18 protein-coding genes are annotated in these 23,368 nt (G+C 60.2%); 12 read left to right on the forward strand and 6 right to left on the reverse strand.

Features of this window, described 5'->3' with window-relative positions; genetic code table 11:
• Nucleotides 1-23: 23 nt before the first annotated feature.
• Nucleotides 24-2,294, reverse strand: coding sequence for a T9SS type A sorting domain-containing protein (locus IPJ76_13685; protein QQR85650.1), 2,271 nt, complete (start codon nucleotides 2,292-2,294; stop codon nucleotides 24-26).
• 170 nt (nucleotides 2,295-2,464) lie between these two features.
• Here IPJ76_13685 and secD point away from each other — a divergent pair, with 170 nt between their 5' ends.
• The 12 genes from secD (at nucleotide 2,465) to IPJ76_13745 (ending at nucleotide 19,423) form a co-directional block, all read left to right on the forward strand.
• Complete coding sequence (gene secD / locus IPJ76_13690; GenBank protein ID QQR85651.1) at nucleotides 2,465-5,980, forward strand: protein translocase subunit SecD; 3,516 nt, start codon at nucleotides 2,465-2,467, stop codon at nucleotides 5,978-5,980.
• Nucleotides 5,981-6,071: 91 nt separating this feature from the next.
• Nucleotides 6,072-6,392, forward strand: a complete 321-nt coding sequence (locus IPJ76_13695; protein QQR85652.1) for a twin-arginine translocase TatA/TatE family subunit — start codon at nucleotides 6,072-6,074, stop codon at nucleotides 6,390-6,392.
• A gap of 209 nt (nucleotides 6,393-6,601) precedes the next feature.
• Nucleotides 6,602-8,794 (forward strand): glutamine synthetase III, encoded by a 2,193-nt coding sequence (locus IPJ76_13700; protein ID QQR85653.1) that lies wholly within the window; start codon nucleotides 6,602-6,604, stop codon nucleotides 8,792-8,794.
• Nucleotides 8,795-8,964: 170 nt separating this feature from the next.
• Entirely contained in the window at nucleotides 8,965-10,980 is a 2,016-nt protein-coding gene (locus tag IPJ76_13705) for an OmpA family protein (GenBank protein ID QQR85654.1), read from the forward strand.
• Between the two features lie 60 nt (nucleotides 10,981-11,040).
• Entirely contained in the window at nucleotides 11,041-12,210 is a 1,170-nt protein-coding gene (locus IPJ76_13710) for a phosphoribosylformylglycinamidine cyclo-ligase (protein QQR85655.1), read from the forward strand.
• Between the two features lie 60 nt (nucleotides 12,211-12,270).
• On the forward strand, nucleotides 12,271-13,344 hold the full coding sequence (gene prfA / locus IPJ76_13715) for a peptide chain release factor 1 (protein ID QQR88469.1): 1,074 nt from the start codon (nucleotides 12,271-12,273) through the stop codon (nucleotides 13,342-13,344).
• The gene (gene pyrF / locus IPJ76_13720) at nucleotides 13,341-14,171 is read left to right on the forward strand and encodes an orotidine-5'-phosphate decarboxylase (GenBank protein QQR85656.1); all 831 of its coding nucleotides are present in this window, start codon (nucleotides 13,341-13,343) and stop codon (nucleotides 14,169-14,171) included. The genes prfA and pyrF overlap by 4 nt, the downstream gene beginning before the upstream one ends.
• A 133-nt stretch (nucleotides 14,172-14,304) precedes the next feature.
• Nucleotides 14,305-15,642 (forward strand): DUF2851 family protein, encoded by a 1,338-nt coding sequence (locus tag IPJ76_13725; protein QQR85657.1) that lies wholly within the window; start codon nucleotides 14,305-14,307, stop codon nucleotides 15,640-15,642.
• Nucleotides 15,639-15,869 carry a PspC domain-containing protein gene (locus IPJ76_13730; protein ID QQR85658.1) on the forward strand — a complete coding sequence of 77 codons (231 nt, stop codon included), beginning with the start codon at nucleotides 15,639-15,641 and terminating at the stop codon, nucleotides 15,867-15,869. The genes IPJ76_13725 and IPJ76_13730 overlap by 4 nt, the downstream gene beginning before the upstream one ends.
• Before the next feature lie 81 nt (nucleotides 15,870-15,950).
• Nucleotides 15,951-17,618, forward strand: a complete 1,668-nt coding sequence (locus IPJ76_13735) for an NAD(P)/FAD-dependent oxidoreductase (protein ID QQR88470.1) — start codon at nucleotides 15,951-15,953, stop codon at nucleotides 17,616-17,618.
• A gap of 54 nt (nucleotides 17,619-17,672) precedes the next feature.
• A complete protein-coding gene (locus IPJ76_13740; protein ID QQR85659.1) occupies nucleotides 17,673-18,590 on the forward strand; it encodes an SDR family oxidoreductase in 918 nt (305 codons plus the stop codon).
• Nucleotides 18,591-18,811: 221 nt separating this feature from the next.
• Complete coding sequence (locus IPJ76_13745; protein ID QQR85660.1) at nucleotides 18,812-19,423, forward strand: sigma-70 family RNA polymerase sigma factor; 612 nt, start codon at nucleotides 18,812-18,814, stop codon at nucleotides 19,421-19,423.
• A gap of 349 nt (nucleotides 19,424-19,772) precedes the next feature.
• Here the strand turns inward: IPJ76_13745 and IPJ76_13750 are convergent, their stop codons facing one another.
• Genes IPJ76_13750 through IPJ76_13770 form a run of 5 tightly spaced genes read right to left on the reverse strand, consistent with a single transcriptional unit; the run spans nucleotide 19,773 to nucleotide 23,338 of the window.
• Entirely contained in the window at nucleotides 19,773-20,795 is a 1,023-nt protein-coding gene (locus tag IPJ76_13750) for a fatty acid desaturase (protein QQR85661.1), read from the reverse strand.
• On the reverse strand, nucleotides 20,768-21,643 hold the full coding sequence (locus tag IPJ76_13755) for a lysophospholipid acyltransferase family protein (GenBank protein QQR85662.1): 876 nt from the start codon (nucleotides 21,641-21,643) through the stop codon (nucleotides 20,768-20,770). The genes IPJ76_13750 and IPJ76_13755 overlap by 28 nt, the downstream gene beginning before the upstream one ends.
• 16 nt (nucleotides 21,644-21,659) lie before the next feature.
• Nucleotides 21,660-22,295, reverse strand: a complete 636-nt coding sequence (gene nth, locus IPJ76_13760; GenBank protein ID QQR85663.1) for an endonuclease III — start codon at nucleotides 22,293-22,295, stop codon at nucleotides 21,660-21,662.
• 33 nt (nucleotides 22,296-22,328) lie between these two features.
• Nucleotides 22,329-22,847, reverse strand: a complete 519-nt coding sequence (locus IPJ76_13765) for a hypothetical protein (protein QQR85664.1) — start codon at nucleotides 22,845-22,847, stop codon at nucleotides 22,329-22,331.
• Between the two features lie 8 nt (nucleotides 22,848-22,855).
• Nucleotides 22,856-23,338, reverse strand: coding sequence for a hypothetical protein (locus IPJ76_13770; GenBank protein QQR85665.1), 483 nt, complete (start codon nucleotides 23,336-23,338; stop codon nucleotides 22,856-22,858).
• Between the last annotated feature and the right edge of the window lie 30 nt (nucleotides 23,339-23,368).

A 23,368-nucleotide genomic window follows, 5' to 3' on the forward strand; every position in this document is an offset into this window, starting at 1 on the left:
CCCGCGTCTTTTCCAGATGCCGGTCACTTCACCACCAAACGTTCAACGGCCCGGAAGTCCGCACCGCTCACTTCCACGAAGTAGAGACCGCTCGGCAACGCCTCCGTTGAAAGCACGGTGCGTTGCTGCGCCAACGGCTGCAACAGCACTTCCTGCCCGAGCGCATTGAGCAACCGCACTTGCATGCCACTGCGCCAGCGCGCCCCCACGGCCACAAGCACTTGGTCGTTCGCGGGGTTCGGCATCAACTGGAAAGCCGTTTTACTCGCCTCCGTGGTTACATCACTACTGAAGTCGTTGATGTAGAAGTTGAGACCGCCACGGTAGTTGCCCACCACCGCATCCAGGCTGTCATCGCCGTTGAAGTCGTACAGGGCTATGCCACTGCGTTTGCCGGTGCGGATGTCCTGGAACATGCTGTCGAGCAATGTGAACGTACCGTTGAGGTTTCCGTCGATGTTGCCGTAGTGATGGATCCAGCCGCTCTCGCTGCCGATCACCATCTCGCGTTCACCTTGGTCGTTAAGGAAGACATGGGGCACTGAATAGCCCGTGACGTTCCACCACTCGGCCACCACAACCCCGCCGAGCGAATCGTTCGACAACGACCATACCGGTGAGGCGGCCGTGCCCGTGTTCTGGTAGTAGTTGATGTTGCCGTTGCGTTCACCGGCCAGCAGGTCATTCAGGCCATCGCCGTTCATGTCGTAGAGCACGGGCGTGGCGAACTGGCCCACATCGATGGTGACATTGCCGGCATCGGTGATGTTGGGTGCTAGCAATTGGAAGTCCGCCATCGGCCCGGTGCTGATGTTCTGGTAGCGGTGCATGCGTCCCTGCAGATCGCCGATGATCAGATCCTTGTCGCCATCGCCGTCCAGATCGCCGAAGGCAGGGTGCATGGCCACGCCGATGCCGCTGTTGCTGAGGCCCTCGTAGTCACGCGTCACTAGCGCGAACTCGGGCTGTGTGGCCGTGCCGATGTTCTCCAGCACGGCGAACATGCTGGGATAGTTGCCGCCTTGGGCGAAGTACCCGTAGTCGGCAACAACGATGTCCATCAGCCCATCGCCGTTGTGGTCGAACAGGACAGGGTAGGCGCCCTCACCGAAGTCCAGCATCTCATCCTGGAAGAGGTTGTTCTGCTGGTGGTCGAACACCGGTGCGGCATCGGTGCCCACGTTCTTGTAGTACCAAAGGCTGTTGAAGTTCTCGCAGAGGGAACCGGCATTGGGGCTCGCCAGCAGGTCACGCTTGCCGTCGTTGTTCACGTCCACGTAGTGCGCGCTGGGATAGATGTCCGAGTTGTACGTCACGTCATAGCTCGGGAAGAAATCATCCTGCGACCCCATGTGCCCTGCGAGGGGTGTGCCGTCGTTCCACAAAGCCACCAGATAGGGGAAGCTGATATCGCCAAGGATCAGGTCCTGTGCACCATTGTCGTCGAGGTCCAACAGAAGAAGCGTGCTGCCCGCGTGCGCCCGTGAGGCTTCAGCCCTTTCCAGCAGCGACATGTTGTAAAGGTCGAGCTTGAGCTGCTCAACATCGTTGCCGAATTGCGGGTTCGGGACGTTGTTGGTACAGGTATCGTCCAGGTTGATCGCGTTGGTGTTGAAGTTCTCACTGAAGTAGCCCCAGCACCGGTTGGCCACTTCGAACACAAGACTGTCGCACGATCCGTACAGCTCCTGGCTGAGGTTCTTGTGGTACTCCACGAACGCCCCGAAGATGGAGAAGGTCACCACGTCGAGGTCGCCGTCGCCGTCGATGTCGGCCATGTCGGGCAGGTCAACGGAAGTGATGTAAAGGTTCGCGTCCGTGGGAACGTAGTTGCTGCGCACAAGCGTGTCCACCAACTGGAATTCCGGGTTGCCTGGGGTGCTCACGTTCTTGAAGACGCGCATGCCGCCGAGCGAGTAGCTGATGATGTCGCCCTTGCCATCGCAGTTGTAGTCGCGGATCCGCGCCCAGTCGTGCAGTTCGTTGAAAGGGTAAACGTTGTCGTAGTCGGGGGTGTGAAGCAGATCAACGGTGTTCGGTGTTCCACCGTTCTCCAGGATCATCACCTTGTCGCCGCTCTTGTCGAAGATGAAGAGGTCGTCATCGCCGTCCAGGTCGATGTCCAGCTCACTGATCTGGCACCAGTTCAGGCCACCGGCCCATGGCATGTTGAAGCCGTTGCCGTTCTCGGTCACCACGGCCGAACCGTCGGGAACGAGTTGGAACTGTGCGCTGGCCGTGGTTGCTGTGAAAACGGCGAGCAGAGCAGGGAGTGGAAGTTGCTTCATGGTCATGCGGACGGGCGTAGGAGGATGATCGTTGCCCGGGAGCGTGGCCAAAGCTAGACCGGTCGCAGCTGGCAGGTCCTGCCGTTGATCAGCTGTTTTCCACTGGATGCCAAGGTCTTCAGCCGCACGGGTGCGTTTCTATATTTGCCGCCCATTTTCAGAAACCCCTATCGGTCATGCAGAACAGAGGAGCGCTTTGGATCTTCACCATCCTATTGGCGCTGGCGTGCCTGTGGCAGTTGAGTTTTTCGTGGTTCACCGGAGGCATTGAGAAGGCAGCGGTGGCTGAGTCATCGCCGTTCAACGGATCGTATTGGGATTCCGCGATGAAGGCCATGGTGGTGCGTCCGGCGGTGCTCGATACGGACTCGGTCGAGCTGGTCCTCCAAAACCGCTACATCGCCGACCACAGCAACGACAAGGTGCACCCGCTGGGCTTCACCTATGCCGATTGCAAGAAGTACGAGATGAGCCTCGGCCTCGACCTCCAAGGTGGTATGGCCGTGACGTTGGAAGTGAGCATCCCCGAGCTGGTGGTGGCCCTCAGCGACAACAGTGAGGACCCAGCGTTCCAAACGGCCATCGCCGAGGCCCGCAAGGCCATGGTGAACAGCGATGATGATTTCATCACCCTCTTCGATCGCGAATACCGCAAGGTGGCGCCCAATGGCCGACTCAGCGCCATCTTCAGCAACGGTGAGAACGCCAGCATTTTCGATCCCGATGCCGACAACGCGGGCATCATCGAGGCGCTGCGCAACCAGGCCAAGGCCGCGGTGGACAACACCGAGCGCATCATGCGCACCCGCATCGATAAGTTCGGTGTGAGCCAGCCCATTATCCAGAAGCAACAGCTCAGCGGTCGCATCCAGATCGAGCTGCCGGGTGTGAAGGACAAGAACCGTGTGCGCAGAGTGCTGCAGAGCACGGCCAACCTCGAGTTCTGGGAGACCTACGACAACATCGACGTGTTCCCCGCCCTGAAGGCCGCCAACGAACAACTGGCTGCCATGCTGAACCCGGATCTGGTGGCTGACAGCGCCAAAACGGACATCAGCGCGACGTTTGAAAAGACGCTCTCCACGGGCGCTTCGATCAGCGGTGCTGGTACTGGTGTGGAAAGCGGCCTGATCGGCTTTATCGAGAAGAACGGACCGGTGGACAAGACGACGTGGTTCGATTTCGACCGTGTGACCTTCCAAAGCGGCAGTAACAAGCTGGACATGGCCAACAGCGATGCGCAGTTGACCAACCTGAACGAGGTGCTGAAGGCCTACCCCGATGTCAAGTTGAAGATCGGTGGGTACACGGACAGCACCGGGAACGCAGAGGCCAACCTGAAGTTGAGCCAGGAACGCGCCGAAGCGGTGGTGGCAGAACTCGTGAAAAAAGGCGTGGCAGCTGACAGGTTGGAAGCCGAGGGTTATGGCTCCCAGCATCCTGTCGCCTCGAATGCCACCGAAGAGGGCCGTGCGAAGAACCGCCGCATGGCGTTGCGGGTGACGAGCTTGGGCGATAACGCTGAGGTGGCTGATGGCCTCGCGGACGATACGGCGAATGCTGAGGAAGACACACTGGACGCGGATGGCGAGCTGACCGACGAGGAAAAGCTGGAAGCACGCCAGGCCAACCCGTTGTTCTCCGTGATGCGTCCGAGCGTTGATGCTGCAGGCACGCAATTGATCCGGGGTTGCGGTGTGGGCACGGCCCGCATGGCGGATACGGCACAGGTGATGCGTTACCTGCGCACGGAAGCCGTGAAGAACAACCTGCCGAAGGACCTGATGCTCGCATGGAGCGCCAAGCCGTTCGAGGGCACGGACATCTTCCAACTGAACGCCCTGAAGAACACAGTGGACGGAAAGGCCCGCGTGGACGGCAGCGTGATCACCAACGCATGGCAGGATTACGACAATACCGGTGAGGTGATCGTTACCCTGCGCATGAACAGCGAGGGTGCCGAGGATTGGCGCCGGATGACCGGTGAGAACGTGAACAAGCAGGTTGCCATTGTACTGGATGGATTGGTTTACAGCGCTCCGAACGTGATCACGGAGATCGCAGGCGGCAGCAGTCAGATCACCATGGGTGGTGGGCGCGACCTGCAAGCCAGCATCAACGAGGCCAACGACCTGGCCACCATCCTGAAGGCCGGCGCACTGCCAGCCCCTGCGCGCATCATCGACGAAACGGTGGTGGGTGCCTCAATGGGCGAGGAGAACGTGACGATGGGCCTCTACAGCTTCATCATCGCCCTGGCCTTGGTGTTGGTGGTGATGATCCTCTACTACGCCCGCGGTGGTTGGGTCGCTGACATAGCACTGCTCTGCAACGTGTTCTTCTTGATCGGTGCCATGGCCAGTGTTCAAGCGGTCCTCACGCTGCCCGGTATCGCCGGTATCGTGCTCACCATCGGTATGGCGGTGGATGCGAACGTGCTGGTCTTCGAACGTGTACGTGAAGAGTTGAAGGCGGGCAAGATGCTGAAGAGCGCCGTGGACCTCGGTTACAAGGGAGCCCTCAGCGCGATCATCGACTCCAACGTCACCACGTTCGTCACAGGTGTCATCCTGTACATCTTCGGTAGCGGCCCCATCCGCGGTTTCGCCACCTCGCTGATGATCGGTATCCTGACCTCCTTGTTCTGCGCCATCTTCATCAGCCGCATGATCATCAGCTGGCGTTTGGACAAGAACAAGTCGATCAGCTTCTGGACCAACTGGAGCAAGAACGCCTTCTCCAACACCAGCATCGACTTCATGGGCAAGCGGAAGATGTTCTATGCCGTGAGCGCCGTGCTCGTGGGCATCAGCATCTTCAGTATGACCACACGCGGCTTCAACTGGGGCGTCGACTTCACCGGTGGGCGGGCTTACGTGGTGAAGTTCGATCAAGCTGTGGACGTTGACAGAGTGCGCGAGACCTTGGAGCCTGCCGTGAAAACGGAGGCCGGCCGCCAGTACAGTATGGCCGTGAAGACCTACGGTAGCGACAGCCGATTGAAGATCACCACGAACTACCTCATCGAAGATGCTGTCCTCGGTACGGATTCGTTGGTGGAGGCACAGCTCAAGGGTGGCTTGGACAAGGTGGGCACCGGGTTCGCCTGGCCACCGGAGGAATCGCGCAAGGTGGACGCCACCATCAGCGACGACATCGTGAAAGGCGCGATCACCGCCGTGCTCATTTCGCTCGTCTTCATGTTCGCGTACATCAGCATCCGGTTCCGCAACTGGCAGTACGGTGTGGGTGCGCTGCTGTCGCTGGCCCACGACACCGTGATCGTGCTCGGGCTCTACTCGTTGTTGTGGGGCGTCGTCGGTTTCTCATTGGAGATCGACGAAGCGTTCGTAGCCGTGGTGCTCACCGTTATCGGTTACTCCATCAACGATACCGTGGTCGTGTTCGACCGTATCCGCGAATACCTCACCGATCACAAGCGCGAGGACGTGGAGACCGTCTTCAACAAGGCCATGAACCTGACGCTGAGCCGTACCATCATGACGGGTCTGAACGTGATGTTCGTTCTCATCATCATCTTCGTGATGGGCAGTGTGTCCATCAAAGGCTTCGTGTTCGGCCTCTTCGCCGGTATCGTCTTCGGTACCTACTCGTCCATCTTCGTGGCCTCGGCCGTGGCTGTGGACTTCCTGAAGCGCCGCGAACAACGCCAATTGGCCGCAGCAGCGTAAGGCTGAACGATCGTTGTGGAGAGCCCCGGCGGAAGTCGGGGCTCTTTCGTTCCGGGCAAGGCCCAGGTGTTCGCACCTTTGTGCACCTCCGATGAACGCGCACCTTCCCCTTCTTTTCCTTGACATCAGTGGCGGGGAGCTGATCGTCATCCTGCTGCTCATCCTTTTGTTCTTCGGCAGCAAAGGCATCCCGGACATTGCACGTACCCTGGGCCGTACCATGCGCCAGCTGCGCGATGCCAGCAACCAGGTGCAGCGCGAGATCCAGAAGGAAGCCAACGTGGTGAAGCGTGGCTTTGATGAGCAGCGCGCCCAGTTCCGCATCGAGGAGCCGGAGCACCGGCGACCGGTTCCGGGGCAGCCAACGGAGGCGCCCACGGTTCCTCCGGAGGCGGAGCAGCCTTCCAAGTGACAAGGCTCAAGGACCAAGTTACAAGCTCCAAGCTGGTTGGTTCCCGTTGAGCGTGTGGGTTCTTGTGCCTTGTCGCTTGGTACTTGAACCTTGACACTTTCACCAACACCCCCTCTTTCCAACAGGATGTTCAGAAAGAAACAGGTCGGTTTTCCGGACATACCCCCCTTGTTCGGATACCTTCGCGGCCCAAATCCACTCCTTTTCTGATGAGTACCCCCCATTTACGCGCCAAGGCGATGTCCGAGGTCCTGAGCCGTACCCCCCAGCACATCGAACCGCCTGCTATGAAGATCAGCGAGTACTTCGGCACGAACGTGTTCAATGAGGACGCCATGCGCATGTTCCTCACCGAGGACGCCTATTACGCTGTGCGCCAAGCCATTCACCAAGGGCAGCGGATCGAGCGCAAACTGGCCGACCAGGTAGCCAGCGGCATGAAGGAGTGGGCCGCCAGCAAGGGCGCCACGCACTATACGCACTGGTTCCAGCCGCTCACAGGCCTCAGCGCGGAGAAACACGACGCCTTCTTCGAGCCGATCGGTGGCGGACGCAGCATCGAGCGCTTCGACGGCAGCATGCTCGTGCAGCAGGAGCCCGATGCCAGCAGCTTCCCCAACGGTGGGATCCGCAACACGTTCGAGGCTCGGGGCTACACCGCTTGGGACCCCAGCAGCCCGGCCTTCATCATGGGCCGTACCCTCTGCATTCCCACCATCTTCATCAGCTACACCGGTGAGGCGCTCGATTACAAGATGCCGCTGCTGCGCGCCATCCACGCCATCGACAAGGCGGCCACCACCGTGTGCCAGTACTTCGACAAGGACGTGACCAAGGTGGTAAGCACGCTCGGCTGGGAGCAGGAGTACTTCCTCATCGATGAGGCCCTGTACCACGCCCGTCCTGACATCATGATGACCGGCCGCGCGCTCTTCGGCCACACCCCGGCCAAGGGCCAGCAGTTGGAGGACCATTACTTCGGTGCCATCCCTGAGCGCGTGCAGGCCTTCATGCGCGACTTCGAAACGGAAAGCCTCAAACTGGGCATCCCGGTGAAGACCCGCCACAACGAGGTGGCCCCCAACCAGTTCGAGTGCGCTCCGGTCTTTGAGGAAATGAACCTGGCCGTGGACCACAACGTGCTGCTCATGGACGTGATGGAGCGCACCGCCCGCCGCCACCACTTCCGCGTGCTGCTGCACGAGAAGCCCTACGCCGGCGTGAACGGCAGCGGCAAGCACAACAATTGGAGCCTGGCCACCAACACCGGCCGGAACCTCCTGAAGCCGATGAAGACCCCGAAAGAGAACCTCCAGTTCCTCACCTTCTTCATCAACACCATCAAGGCCATCCACAGCAACGCCGATGTGCTGCGGGCCAGCATTGCCAGCGCGAACAACGACCACCGGTTGGGCGCCAACGAGGCACCGCCCGCCATCATCAGTGTGTTCATCGGCGACCACTTGGGCAAGCTGCTCGATGAACTGGAGAGCAACATCAAAGGGAAGATGACCGCCGAGGCCAAAACGGACCTCAAGCTCAATATCGGCCGCATCCCGCAGATCATGCTGGATAACACCGACCGCAACCGCACCAGCCCCTTCGCATTCACCGGCAACAAGTTCGAGTTCCGGGCCGTGGGCAGCAGCGCCAACTGCGCCGGGCCAATGACCGTTCTCAACACCATCGTGGCCAAACAGCTCCGGGAATTCGCCAAGGAAGTGGACGCGCTTATCGCAAAGGGTGCCAAAAAGGATGATGCGATCCTACAGGTCCTCCGCGAACTCATCGTCAGCAGCAAGAGCATCCGTTTCGAAGGCAACGGCTACGGTGACGAGTGGAAGAAGGAGGCTGCCAAGCGCGGGCTGAGCAACATCGCCGATACCCCCCGCGCGCTGGACGTATGGGCCCGCAAGGAGACCGTGAAGCTCTTCAACGACATGGAGGTGCTTAGCCCAGTGGAACTGGAAGCCCGCCACGAGATCGAGCTGCACAGCTACATGCTGAAGATCCAGATCGAGAGCCGTGTGGCCGGCGACCTGGCCCAGAACCATATCGTGCCCACGGCCATCGCCTACCAGAACCGCCTGATCGAGAACGTCCGGGGCCTGCGGGAGGTATTGGGTGCCGAAAAGGCCAAGAAGGCCAGCGCCACCCAGGTGAAGCTCATCGAAGAAATGAGCGAGCACATCACCGGCATCATCACCCTTACGGACGAGATGATCGAGGAGCGGAAGAAGGCCAACGTCATCGAGGAAAGCCGCGCCAAGGCCATTGCCTACTGCGACAAGGTGAAGCCCTATCTGGAGCAGATCCGCCACCACAGCGACAAGCTTGAGCTCATGGTGGACGACGAGCTCTGGCCGCTCCCGAAGCTCCGGGAGGTACTTTTCACCCGCTGACCTTCTTCGGTCCCCAACTCGCAAGAGTGGTCACCTTTCGATGCGCTGCCCATGAACGGGCAGCGCATCGGCTTCTGGGGACATCATGCCCCGGTGATGGACCGCTCCCAAGCACGAAAGCCGTTTATGCTACATTCGCCACCACCGGAAAAGACCCTTAAGCACCACACATGAGCACGAGGAAGATCCTGGCCAGCTTGTCCTTTGTCCTGCTTTGCGCAGGAAGCGCCTTCGGACAGGGCAAACTGGCGGAAGAAGCGGACGAGGCCTTCAGGAACGGTTACTACTTCAACGCCACCGAACTGTACAAGAAGGCGTTCGTTACCGAGAACAAGATGGCCGTGAAGAGCGAACTCATCTTCAAGGTGGGCGAGTGCTACCGGATGCTGGGGGACGCCCAGCAGGCCGAGGTTTGGTACGAAAAAGCCAACAAGGCCCAGTACCCGGATCCGATCACCTACTTCTACATCGGCGAGGCGCTGAAGGAGCAAGGCAAATACGCCGAAGCCATCACCAGCTACAACAAGTTCAAGGACAAGAAGCCTGGCGACATGCGCGCTGATGCAGGCATTGCCGCTTGCACCCAGGCACAGAAGTGGAAGGACGACCCCAGCCGCTACAGCGTGGACCCCGAGGTGTTGCTGAACACCCCGCAGATGGACTGGGCCACCAGCTACGCTGATAAGAAGAACGAGGACGTGGTGTTCTCCAGCAGCCGTCCGGCCGCCACGGGCACCGAAACGGAACAGATCCTGGGCGAGAGCTTCACGGACCTGTTCTTCAGCAGCCGTGACAAGCTGGGCAAGTGGAGCGAGCCGGTGAAACTGCCTATTGAGATCAACACCCCGGCTCACGAAGCCGCCCCGATCTTCAATGCTAAGCGCACGGCTATGTACTTCACCCGTTGCGAGTTCGACAAGAAGAAACAGTTCGGTTGCGACATCTGGATGGCCAAGAAGGTGGGCAGCAACTACGCAGCTCCTGTGAAGCTGCCATTGGCCCCTGAGCGCGCTAAGGACGATTCTGTGAGCGTAACGGTCGGCCACCCGGCCCTGAGCCCGGACGAGACCTTCATGGTGTTCGCGAGCAACATGGCGGGCACCCGCCGCCAGAAAGACCTCTACAAAGTGGCCTTGGACAAAGACGGCATGCCCACTGGCAAGCCCGCTCCCCTCGGTGGTGGCATCAACACCCCTAAGGATGAGGTATTCCCCTTCATCCGCCACGACGGCACGCTCTACTTCAGCAGCGACGGCCGCCAGGGCATGGGCGCCATGGACATCTACAAGGCTGCCAAAAGCGGCGACGGTTGGGCAGAGCCCGAGAACATGCGTTACCCGCTGAACAGCAGCATGGACGACGTGGCCATCCACTTCGACGGCACAGAGGAGCGCGGCTTCTTCACCAGTAACCGTCCGGGCGGCAAGGGTCAGATGGACATCTGGCGCTTCTACATGCCGAACCTGGAGTTCGCATTGCAGGGCACTGTTTACAATAAGAAGACACAAGCCCCAATGCCGGGTGTGACCATCGCAGTTGTTGGCACGGACGGTAGCAATTACACGGCGCTCACCGATGAGAACGGTGGTTTCAAGTTCATCGAGAACGGAAAGGACCGCTACATCAAGGAGAACACCACCTACAGCATCCAGGCCAGCATGGACAAGTTCCTGGTGGTGAAGGACCAGATCACAACGGTTGGCATCAATGAGAGCACAACGTTCGTGAAAGAGTACTTCCTGCAACCGACCGACGAGGTTATCCGACTCCCGGAAGTCCAATACGCAGTCGACAAATTTGAGATCCTACAGGCAGGCAAAGACTCGTTGGAGTTCCTGTACAACGTACTTACCGACAACCCGCAGATCGTGATCGAGCTTCAGGCGCACACCGACTCGCGCAATACTCGCACCTACAAAGGTGGCAACATGGAACTGAGCCAGCTTCGTGCGCAGGCTTGCGTGAACTATTTGGTGACCAAGGGTATTGATCCTGCGCGCATGGTTCCCAAAGGTTATGGGGCCACCATCCCCCGTGTAACGGACGCGGAGATCAAAGCGATGAAAACGACAGAGGAGAAGGAAGCTGCGCACCAGAAGAACCGCCGCACGGAGATGAAAGTGCTGCGCAACGACTTCGTGCCGAAGGAGAGCCAAGTGCCTCCGACCCCAACGCCACAGAACTAGCGTGAACCCTTCGAAAGAGCTTCCCGAACCCTCGGGAAGCTCTTTCTTTTTCCACCAACCATGAGCCAGAGCCGCTACGAGCAACGCGGGGTAAGCGCCACCAAGGACGATGTGCACAAGGCCATTGCCGCCTTGGACAAAGGGCTCTTCCCGAAGGCGTTCTGCAAAGTGGTCCCCGACGACCTCACGGGCAGTGCTGACCACTGCGTCGTGATGCACGCTGATGGCGCTGGCACCAAGAGCTCGCTGGCTTACGCCTACTGGAAAGAGACCGGCGACCTGAGCGTGTGGCACGGCATCGCGCAGGATGCCATCGTCATGAACTTGGACGACCTGCTCTGCGTTGGCGCAGTGGACAACATCCTTTTGAGCAGCACCATCGGCCGTAACAAGCGCCTGGTCCCGGGCGAGGTGATCAGTGCGATCATCGAAGGCACCGAGCTTTTCCTGGAAAAGATGCGCGCCCATGGCATCGGCATCCGCAGCACCGGCGGCGAAACCGCTGACGTTGGCGATCTGGTGCGCACCATCATTGTGGACAGCACGGTGACCTGTCGCATGCGCCGCGATGAGGCCATCGACAATGCCCGCATCCAGGCTGGCGACGTGATCGTTGGCTTGGCCAGCTCCGGTCAGGCCAGCTACGAGGACGCGTACAACGCGGGCATGGGCAGTAACGGGCTCACCAGCGCGCGCCACGATGTATTTGCAAAGGCTGTCGGCAGCACCTATCCGGAGACCTACGATCCCGGCACGCCCGAGAACCTGGTTTACAGCGGCCAAGCGCGTCTCACCGACCCGCTCCCAGGAACAACATTGGATTTCGGCAAAGCTGTCCTCTCGCCCACGCGCACCTATGCACCGGTTATCCGCGAGGCCTTGCAGCGCATGCGCAGCGATGTCCATGGCATGGTGCATTGCAGCGGCGGCGCCCAGACCAAGGTCCTCCACTTCATTGGCGACCTGCGCGTGGTGAAGGACAACCTCTTCGCCACACCACCGCTTTTTGCTGCCATCCAGCGCATGAGCGGCACGGATTGGAGCGAGATGTACCGCGTCTTCAACATGGGCCACCGCATGGAACTCTACGTGCCCGCCCAACGCGCCGAGGAGATCATCGGCATCAGCAGAGGCTTCGGCATCGATGCACAAGTCGTAGGCCGGGTTGAAGCCGCTCCGGCCAAAGAGGTCGTCATCAAGTCCGGCCATGGTGAATTCCGTTACCAATAACCGCGTCAGCGTTCATCATCCTCATCCGTATTCATCCGTGGACGTATTCCGATGAGCGAACTGTTGGAGAAACTGCGCGCCGTGTACGATCGGCGCATCGAGGTGGAGAAGAGCCTCAGCGATCCGTCGGTCATTGCGGACCAGAAGCGCTTTGCCGAGCTGAGCCGCACCTACAAGGAACTGGAGCCCATCACGCAAGCCTTCCACCGCTTCCAGAAACTGCACACGGACCTGAAGGGCGCGGAGGACATGCTGCGTACCGAGAGGGATGCCGACATGGTGGCCATGGCGCGCGCCGAACGCGACGAACTACGCACTCAGGTGGAAGGCATGGAGGAGGAAGTGCGCATGCTTTTGGTACCGAAGGACCCGAACGACGCGCGCAACTGTACGATGGAGATCCGCGGTGGCACCGGAGGCGACGAGGCCAGCATCTTCGCTGGTGACCTCTACCGGATGTACTCACGCTACTGCGAAGGCCGCGGCTGGACGGTGGAAGTCGCCGACTTCAGCGAAGGCACCGTGGGCGGCTACAAGGAGGTCGTCTTCAACGTGGTGGGCGAGGGTGCCTACGGTACGTTGAAGTTCGAGGCCGGGGTGCATCGTGTGCAGCGGGTGCCCGAGACCGAGGCCAGCGGCCGTGTGCATACGAGCGCTGCGACGGTTGCCGTGCTGCCCGAAGCCGACGAGTTCGACTTCGACATCAAGGAAAGCGATGTGAAGATGGAGACCGCACGGAGCGGCGGCGCCGGCGGCCAGAACGTGAACAAAGTGGAGACCAAGGTGCGCCTCACCCACATCCCCACTGGTACCGTGGTGATGTGCCAGACGGAGCGCAGCCAGCTCGGCAACCGCATGAAGGCCATGCAGATGCTGCGCACCAAGCTCTACGACGAAGCCTTGCAGAAGAAGCAACAGGCGGAGGCCAGTCACCGCAAGAGCCAGGTGAGCAGCGGCGACCGCAGCGCGAAGATCCGCACGTACAACTACCCGCAGAGCCGTGTCACCGATCACCGCATCGAATTCACGAGTCATGCGCTGCCCGCGATCATGAACGGTGCCATCGAAGAACTCATCGATGCTCTGCAACTGGCTGACCGCACCGAACGCCTCAAGGAAACCAGCAACGCATGACACGCGCAGAGCTCGTTGCGGTTATCAAGCGAAAGCGCAGCCTGCTTTGCGTGGGCTTGGATACCGAAGCACACTTGGTGCCGGAGCAGTTCCGGGGTTCTGTTGATCCGGTCGGTGTGTTCAACGAAGCCATGATCGAAGCAACGCACCACACGGCGGTGGCCTACAAGTTGAACCTCGCGTTCTATGAAGCCTTGGGCGTTCCAGGCTGGCAGAGCATGGAGCGCACCGTGGCTGCTATCCGGGCCAAAGGCGACTGCTTCATCATCGCCGATGCCAAGCGCGGCGACATCGGCAACACTGCGCGCAAGTACGCCGAAGCGTTCTTCGACAAGCTTGGCTTCGACGCCGTTACCATCGCTCCGTACATGGGCAAGGACAGCGTGACGCCTTTCCTGGGTCGCAGCGGAAAATGGGCCATTGTGCTGGGTGTAACCAGCAACGAAGGCGCATTGGATTTCCAGTTCCTGCCGGTGGATGTTGAACAACATCGTCTGTTCGAGCGCGTAATGGAAAGGGTGGGAGAGTGGGGCAGCCCGGATGACACCATGTTCGTGGTCGGGGCCACTCGAACGGATGTGCTGGCACAGGCAAGAGCCATTGCACCACACAACTTCTTCCTCGTTCCGGGCGTTGGCGCGCAAGGCGGCGACCTGAACGCCGTTCTCGACACCTGCATGATTTCCGATGGCGGGCTCCTGATCAACAGTTCCCGTGGTATCCTCTACGCCGGGAAGGGAGAGGATGCCGTCCCAGCGGCCAAGCGCGCCGCCGAAGAACTGCAGAAGCAGATGGAGGCTGCGATGCGGGCGAGGGGGTTGTGCTGAGACGTTCTTCCGGCTGGATCGCTTCGTCGTTCCTCCTCGCGATGACGGTTCGACAACCGTCATCGCGAGCCCTTCGCAGGGCGACGCGATCCAGCACTAGGAAGTGTGCGCTGTTCTGCACATCTTGTCGCTCATGCCCCTGACGAAATCCCCGTCGCTTGCTGAGCCGCCTCGGCTGCCGGATTTCCCGCATGGCGAGGACCTGCTCCAGTTCATTTGGGAGCAGCAGCTTTTCGCACGGCATGATCTCGCCACAGTAGAAGGAAACTCTGTGGAGGTGGTGAAGCCGGGGCGTTTGCAACCCAACTCCGGTCCTGACTTCCACGACGGGCGTATCCGGCTCGATGACCAGTTGTTCGCGGGGAACATCGAAGTGCATGTGCGTGCGAGCGAGTGGTTCCTGCACAGGCACCACGAAGATCCGGCCTACGACAACGTCATCCTGCACGTTGTTCACACCCACGACATGGATGTGCGCACGAGCAAGGGCGGCCGCGTGCCCACCTTGGTGCTCGGCGATCGCATAAGCAAATGGAGCTTGGCGGCATACGAGCGCTTGATGCACACCAAGGCGTGGGTGCCGTGCGCAGGTTCCATCGGTGCCGTCGATCCAGCGCGCATCGACTTCTGGTTGGAGCGGCTGCTCATTGAGCGCTTGGAGCGTAAGACGAAGGACGTCGAGCAGGTCATAGCGCGCTGTCGTGGAGATGAGGCCGAGGCTTTCCACCAGCATTTGGCCGCTGGCTTCGGCTTCAAGGTGAACGCCGAACCCTTCGCCCAGTTGGCGCGCGCGCTGCCGCTGAAGGTGCTGCTCAAGTACCGCGACAACGCTTTGCGCACCGAGGCACTTGTTCTCGGGACGGCGGGTCTTCTGCAAGTGGATTTCGTGGATGAGCATCCGCGGCGGATACAGGAAGAATTCACGGCGCTGGCGGTCCTCCATGGATTGAGGCCGCTTTCCCCGGCGATCTGGAAGTTCGGTCGATTGCGCCCGGCCAACTTCCCCACGGTGCGCCTAGTGCAATTCGCCCGGCTGTTCTCAAAGCTCGATGGCGTTTTCGGGCGTTTGTTGGAGCAGGAGCGTGCCGCGGATCTCATTCCTCTGCTCGAAGTGGAGGCCGACGGTTATTGGCATGACCACTGGCTACTGGACAAAACCGCCAAACCGGAGCCAAAGCGTTTGGGCAGCACGGCCGCGGAGCTGCTGGTCATCAACGTCATCGTGCCTTTCCTCTTTGCGGTGGGCCGCTTGCACGGCAAACCCGAACTGGCCGACCGCGCGCTTGGCCTGCTCGATCAGCTACCGCCCGAAGCCAACACCATCATTGAGGGCTGGGAAAGTCTCGGCATCCGTGCCCGCTCTGCCGCACGCACCCAACCCTTGCTCGAACTGAAGAACGAATACTGCGGGCAACGCCGTTGCCTACATTGCGTCATCGGCACGGAACTGCTCAAGCGACCTGCACCATGATCGACCGCATCAAGACCGTTACGGAACGCCAGGCGTTCGGCGTGTGCGCATGGTGGGGCGACAAGCTCAACATCAAACCCGAGCAAGTACGCCTCAGCTTCATCTATCTGGGCTGCATCACTGCTGGCCTGCACCTCGTCGTCTACCTGGTTATGGCTTTCGTGCTCCAGCACAAGGAGCGCATCAAGCGTCCCTTCAGCAAGCGGAGCACGGTGTGGGAGTTGTAGGCTGGTGTCCCTCCATTCCGTAGGCTTGCATTCCCTCCCGTTCCGCACAACGTGCCCGTTGCGCAGCCCGGTTGCACCGCGATGAACACGGACATCATCATCATTGGATCCGGGGCCGGGGGCTTGTCGGCCGCCATTTGTCTGGCCCGTGCGGGCAAGAAGGTCCTGGTGCTGGAGCAGCACGATGTCCCCGGCGGCTGGTGCCACAGTTTCCAATTGCACGGGCACCGCTTCAGTCCGGGTGTGCACTACATCGGCATGATGGGCGAGGGGGAAAGCACCCGCGAACTCTATGAAGGCCTGGGCGTAGCCAACGACATGGTGTTCTTCCGCATGAACCCCACGGCCTATGAGCATTGCTGGATCGGTGAACACCGCATCGATATGCCTGCGGGGATGGACAACCTGTTCGAGCACCTTGCCGCTCGTTTCCCGCACGAGCGCAAAGGGTTGAAGCGCTACCTCACCACGGTGCGCAACGTCAGCGACCAATTGCAGCTCATTCATCGCATGAGCGGTTTCTGGGACCACCTCACCATCCCGTTCCGCACGCGGCACTTGGGCAAGTACGGTCTGTTCAGCTTGAAGCGCGTCATCGACTGGCACATCAAAGATCCGCTGCTCAAGAGCGTGCTCAATGTGCAGTGCGGCGATCATGGGCTTCCGCCGAGCCTTGCGCCCTTCCCGGTGCACGCTGCTGTGATGCAGCACTACTTCGATGGTGGCTACTACCCGATAGGCGGTGGCGCCGGGATCGTGAAGGCCATGACCAACGCGATCAAGAGGCATGGCGGCGTGGTCCGCACCAGCGCGCGCGTAAAGCGCATCCTGCTGGAGGGCGAGGGCAAGCACCAAAGCGTGGTTGGCGTTGAACTCGCCGATGGTGAAAGGATATCTGCGCCGATAGTCATCAGTAACGCTGATCCGCATAAGACATATATGGGCATGGTGGGACGCGAACGATTGAATGCGGGCCTGCTCAAACAGCTGGACCGGTCGCGTTACTCGGTCACCAGCATCATGCTATTCGTGACCGTGGAAATGGACGTACGCGCCGCTGGTCTCGACTCCGGCAACATCTGGATGCTGCGCGACAACGTGGACATGGAGGTGCTTTTCCGCGACATGTCCCGCAATGACATTCTCACGGACGACGAGTTCCCTGCGGCTTTCATCAGCTGCCCCACACTGAAGGACCCGGCCAGCTTCAACGGCCGTCACCACACCATCGAGATGGTGACCTATCTCGACTACAAGGCCTTTGAACGCTTTGAGGGGATGGAGGAACGATCACTGGAGTACCTCGAATGGAAGGCCCGCATCCAGGAGAAGATGTTGAACGGATTGGAGCGCGTGCTGCCCGGTGTTCGCAAGCATGTGGTGCATGCCGATATCGGAACACCCATCACCAACGAGCACTATGTGCAGAGCACACGGGGCAGCGTGTACGGCACGGAGAAGACCCTGAAGCACGTTGGTCCTTTCGCCTTCAAGCCGAAGTCGCCGATCCGTGGCCTCTATCTCACCGGTGCCAGCACCCTTACGCACGGTGTCGCAGGTGCCTCCATTTCAGGGGTCATTACCGCAGCGCAAGTGCTGGGCTGCGCCAAGGACGATCTCTTGAAGTCCGACCCGACACAACGACTGCGCATCCATGATGCAGAGGATGCCACCACCTGGCCGGAGTTCGTGTTGGCGAAACGAGCGGATCGCGCTCGGCGGTCGGGGGCGCCAGCTGACGTGGGATAGCTCAGATGTGCCGCTTAGCCTTGCCGATTATGCAAGGCGCCCCATCTTCGCCGCATGCGCATTCTTGTCACCGGTAGCAACGGTTTGTTGGGGCAGAAGCTCGTGGCGGCGCTGAAGCACGACCCGGAAGTGCAGCTCATCGCCACTTCCCGGGGAGATGATCGCACACCCGTCCCTTCGGGCTATACGTACACTCCCTTGGATTGCACCGTTGCCGAGCAGGTGCTGACCGTGCTGCGCGATCACCGTCCCGACGCCATCATCCACACGGCTGCCATGACCAACGTGGATGCCTGCGAACTCGAACCCGCTGAGTGCCGCAGGCAAAACGTTCAATCCGTGGAGAACCTGTGCAACGCGGCCAAGACCATCGATTCGCACCTCATCCACCTCAGCACCGACTTCATCTTCGACGGTGAGGCCGGACCGTACAGCGAGGAAGATGAGCCCCGCCCGCTGAGCATCTACGGCCAGAGCAAGCTCGATGCGGAGCGTGCGGTGATGAACGCCGGGCTCCGACGTTGGGCTGTAGCCCGCACCATCATTGTTTACGGCATCGCCCCGGGCCTCAGTCGCAGCAATGTAGTGCTCTGGGCGAAGAGTGCTTTGGAGAAGGGGGAGCCCATCAAGGTGGTGCATGACCAATGGCGCATGCCAACATTGGCCGAGGACTTGGCTGACGGTTGCATCGCCATTGCGAAGGAGCGCGCCACGGGCATCTACAACCTATCGGGCCCCGATGGTATGTCCATCCTGGAACTCGTTCAGCGCGTGGGCAAGTTCTTCGGCTTGGACATCTCCGTGGTCCGCCCCGTTGACAGCGCCAGCCTGAACCAGCCGGCCAAGCGGCCACCTCGTACCGGGTTCGTGCTGGACAAGGCAGTGCGCGACTTGGGATACGCCCCGAGGGGATTTGAAGCAGGTTTGGCCGTGCTCAAGACCCAGTTGGCAGAGGTCAAAGGGCAGCCTTGAACGAGGACCGGTATTGTTTTCGCCTGCAACTGAGCTACATTTGGTCCAACCACAAGAATTTTCCACGGGTCGCACAATACCCACTTGTGGTGAACGTTAAAGCAACCGGACCGGCCTGTTCCACGTCAAAGGACCCGAACCGCCCGAGCCAACCTAAACCCACCGACGCATAGGCATAGACCTCTACCCTGAACTTCTGTTCCACTTAAAAAGGGAAGGTCATGCTTGTGAAGCGTCTTCAGCCCCAAAGGCTTGGGCATCTGTCCGATTCGGACCTGTTGAAACAGTACCTCGAAGGCCGTGAGGAGGCCTTTGCCACACTGCTGCACCGCCACAAGCGGAAGGTGTGGAGCCACATCTACCTCATGGTGCGCGACCGGGAGGTCACCGAGGACATCTTCCAAGAGACCTTCATCAAGGTGGTGAACGTGCTCAAAAGCGACCGCTACACCGACGAAGGGAAGTTCCTGCCTTGGGTGCTGCGAGTAGCGCACAACATGGTCATCGACCATTTCCGCCGGGGCAAGAAGATGCACCTGCTGCGGAGCGATGACGAGCATGACGTATTCGCCCGCATCAAGCAGACCGACCAGAACGTCGAGCAGCGCATGGTGAACGTGCAGATCGATGAGGACGTGCGCAAGCTCATCGACACCCTGCCGCCGGAACAGCGGGAAGTGGTGATCATGCGCACGTACATGAACATGAGCTTCAAGGAGATCGCCGACGTGACCCAGGTGAGCATCAACACCGCTTTGGGCCGTATGCGCTACGCACTCATCAACATGCGCAAGCTCATCGACAAGAACGCCATGATGCTGGAGCGGGCCTGATCGGCCATGGAATGACAGGTTCCGGGGCGGCCCATTGGGCCGCCCCGGTCATTTCGCGACCGGTCGAGGCCGATTTCGCTTGGGGGCACAATACACCGGAACCGAGGGGCGTTGTACACCCGAAATGCAAACCGCATGAACCACACTACCCTTCGTAAACGCCGTTCCACCCGTCCTCGCTTGAACCTCGAACTACAACCCGGACCGCGCCCTGAGACCCTGGCAGCCATACTCGGCTACAGCAAGGCACTGCGGGTGGTGGATGCCCCGCCCATCGGGAAGGTGGCCATCGTACTGAACTGAACCGGCTTATCGGACGGAAGCCCTGCTGCGAGCGGGGCTTTCGTCGTTAGGCTGCCCGTAGTTCCCGCATGGTGACCATCCGCTGTTGGGCGGGGTCCCATGCCTTCAGTCTGAAACAGCGGATGATGTCGGCGGGCCGTAGCGAGGTGCGTTTCGCTTTCACCAGTTCCGGTATGGCGGCGTGCGCCTCCGGCAGCCGGTAGAACGGGATGTGCGCATTGAGGTGATGCACATGGTGAAACCCGATGTTGCCGGTGAACCACTGCATCACCGGGCTCATCTCCATGAAACTGCTGCTGTCCATGGCGGCTTTCACGTAGCTCCAGCCGTCCTTGTCGGCGAACACCGACCCCGGGAAGTTGTGCTGGGCGTAGAACAGGTAGCTGCCCAAGGCGAACGTGACGAGGTAGGGCAGGAAGAACGCGAAGACGAGTCCCTGCCAACCGAAGAAGAACCACGTCGTCCACCCCAACGCAGCGTGGAAAACCAGCGTGAGCAGGCTGTCCCAGTGCTTGCCCCGATTGCTGATGAACGAGTTGAGGCACATGCCGATGATGAACACGAAGAGGTACCCGAAGGCGATGGCGAACGGGTGACGGATGAACAGGTAGGTGAAACGTTCGCTCTTGGTGAGCGTCTTGTACTTCTCCACAGTCACCACCGGGAAGGAGCCGATGCTGCTCGTGTAGAGCTTGCTGTTGTGTTTGTGATGGTGGTCGTGGCTGCGTTTCCAGATGCTGGGCGGGCTGAGCATCCAAACACCATAGAACCAGAAGAAGGCGTTGGCCAGCGGGCTGCGGTTGAGGATGCTTTTGTGCTGGTGGTCGTGGTAGAGGATGAAGACCCGTATGAGCGTTAGGCCCGCCAACACTCCGCTGATGGCCTTCAACCACCAGGTCGGCAGCAACAAAGCACCCAGATACCAAGCCACCAGAACGGCCACGGCCACACCCAAGTGCATCCAGCTCTTGCTGCGTAACTCATGGGCAAAGCGGCGTGTGGCCAGGATCAGGTCCTTGCCCTCAACCGGGGTTTTGTCCACTATGCGGCGGGCCGCTTGTGCTTCCATCGTCGGTGCGTCCACAGCCAAAGGTCGGGCTTATTGCGGATGTCGCGCTCCAAACGTCGGGTATGGAGCTGATTGATGTCATCCTCGGACATCGACCTCGGATCCGCGATGAGCAATTCGGCGCCCATCTCGTAGTAGCCACGCTCGGGCTGTTGTACGGAGATGTACACCACAGGGTAGCCCAGTTTCTTGGCGATGACCCCTGTTCCGGTGAACACCGGCGTGTCCTGGTTGAGGAAGGTGGTCCAGAGTGCTTTCTCGGGCGATGGCGTCTGGTCGGCGATGAAGGCCGTGGCCGTGAGCTGGTGCCTGTCCCGCACCATGCCTTTGAACGTATCGTGCATGGCATAGAGCCGGTTGCCCAAGCGGGTGCGCATGTGCACGATGAGCTTTTCGAAGTGCGGGTTCTGGAGCGGGTGGTAGATGACGATGAGCTGGTGCAGGCCCGGTTCCACGGCGAAGCGCGCACCGGCCAGCTCCCAGTTGCCGTAGTGGCCCATCACGATGATGACGCTCTGCTTCACCTCGACGAACGGTTTGAAGACATCCGCCCCGGGGAAGCTCACCCGCTTGCGGACCTCTTCCTTGGAGACGGTCAACGTCTTCAGTGTCTCCAAGGTGAGGTCGCAGAACCAGCGGTAGAAGCGCTTCATGGTGGCGCGCAGCTCGGCTTCGCTTTTCTCCGGGAAGCTGTTCCGGAGGTTCGTCATCACCACGTCCTTGCGGTAGCCGATGACGTGGAAGAGCAGGACGAAGACGAGGTCGCTGAGCAGGTACAGCAGCGGGAACGGCAGCAACGCGATGCCGTAGAGGAAGGGCAGGGCGATGTAGTAGCCGATGGCGCTCATGGATGGGGCGCGAAGATCAGTCGAAGAGCTCCTTCCTGCCGACCACGCTGCAGATGGGGCACTTGCGCGGGTCGTGCGCCTTGGCCGGGCAATGCTCGCGCCCGAAGTAGATGATGCGCAGGTGGAGGTCGGCCCAGTCCTTCTCGGGGAAGAGCTTCTTCAGGTCGGCCTCGGTGTGCTCCACGCTCTTGCCCGTGCTCAGCGTCCAGCGCCAAGCGAGCCGGTGGATGTGCGTGTCCACCGGGAAGGCCGGCACCCCGAAGGCCTGCACCATGACCACACTGGCGGTCTTGTGGCCCACCGACGGCAGTGCTTCAAGCGCGGTGATGGAGTTCGGCACCTTGCCGCCGTGCTTCTCCAGAATGATCTTGCTCAAACCGTGGATGCCCTTTGCCTTGGCGGGTGCCAACCCGCACGGTCGGATGATGTCCTCGATCTGCTGCACACTCAGCTTCACCATTTGCTGCGGCGTGCGCGCCTTTGCGAAGAGCAGCGGCGTGATCTCGTTCACCTTTTTGTCCGTGCACTGGGCGCTGAGCACCACGGCTACCAGCAGGGTGTACGGGTCTTCGTGGTCGAGCGGGATGGACGTGCGTGGGTAGAGCTCGGCGAGCTTGCGGGAGACGAAGGCGGCTTTTTCGGGGCGGGTCAAGGGTTTGCGAGCATGTGTTACAGCGAGCAGCGCTCAGGTCCAAGCCATCAACTTGTTCAATTGGGTGACACGGATCACTTCGCTGAAGAATCCTGTTGCCAGCCAACCACGGTAGCTCGAAGCGAGCGTGGGGTCCATTTTGTGGAACTCCACCAGTGCGGCGTCATAGCTCAATCCAACACGAAGAAAATGCTCGTGCAATATCGGATCCCTAGGGCTCTTCAAAAGGGTAAGGAGCACGTGGATCGGCTGGATCACCCTTTGAGAATGCAAAAAGGCACCGAACGCGCTGTCCTTTAAGAGCTCTTCGCCTTCGCGTGAAAGAACCAATGGGCCGGTGGTGACGATGGATGGACCAATTCGCGCATGCTCGCGAACGAAGGTTTGGTCAAGACCTTTTTGCGCGAGTAACTGGCCGCATTGCTCCTCGACCGATCGTGCAAGCCCGAGAACAAGATGCGCGATGCTGATTTTCGTGCCACCCGTCAGCAACGCTTCTTCCTTTGCATTCGCGAGCGCATCACGCGTCGATGGAGAGAAGTAGCGTTTCATCAGGTAAGCTACCACGCGAACTCATGCGCGTTCGATCCCCTCACGAACGTATGCGACTGCGTTGGGGTCTTCTCGCCTTCCACATGCACCAAGTTCTGCTGCTCGGCGAAGACATCGTGCAGCAGCGTGTTGGAAACGAGCAGGTCGTTCAGGGTGGCAACACCTTCCACCTGCAAGTAGCAGTACAACGTTTCCCCGTCGAGTTCTTTGCCCACCCACTTCCAGGCCATCTGCTTGTCCTCTTGGAAGAGTGAAAGGTGTTCCATGAAGTAGCGGTTCAACAGGCTGTCGGCCTTGGGGTGCTCCTTGTCCGACCCCAGCTTCAGCTCACCTCGACTTGCCAGCGCGTGTTCAATGTCGTGCGCGGTCATCTGCCACGTCAAGTCGAGCGTCTGCGTTTCCGGCTTGTGACGGATGGTGAGAATGGAGACGAAGAAATCGTGGGGCACCACAAAGGCTGAGGTGACGAGAGCGAGCAGCAGCAAACGCATTGGACAAAGATGGTCTCGGAGCGGGCTGTT

This window comes from Flavobacteriales bacterium, assembly GCA_016699575.1.
Lineage (GTDB): Bacteria > Bacteroidota > Bacteroidia > Flavobacteriales_F > PHOS-HE28 > PHOS-HE28.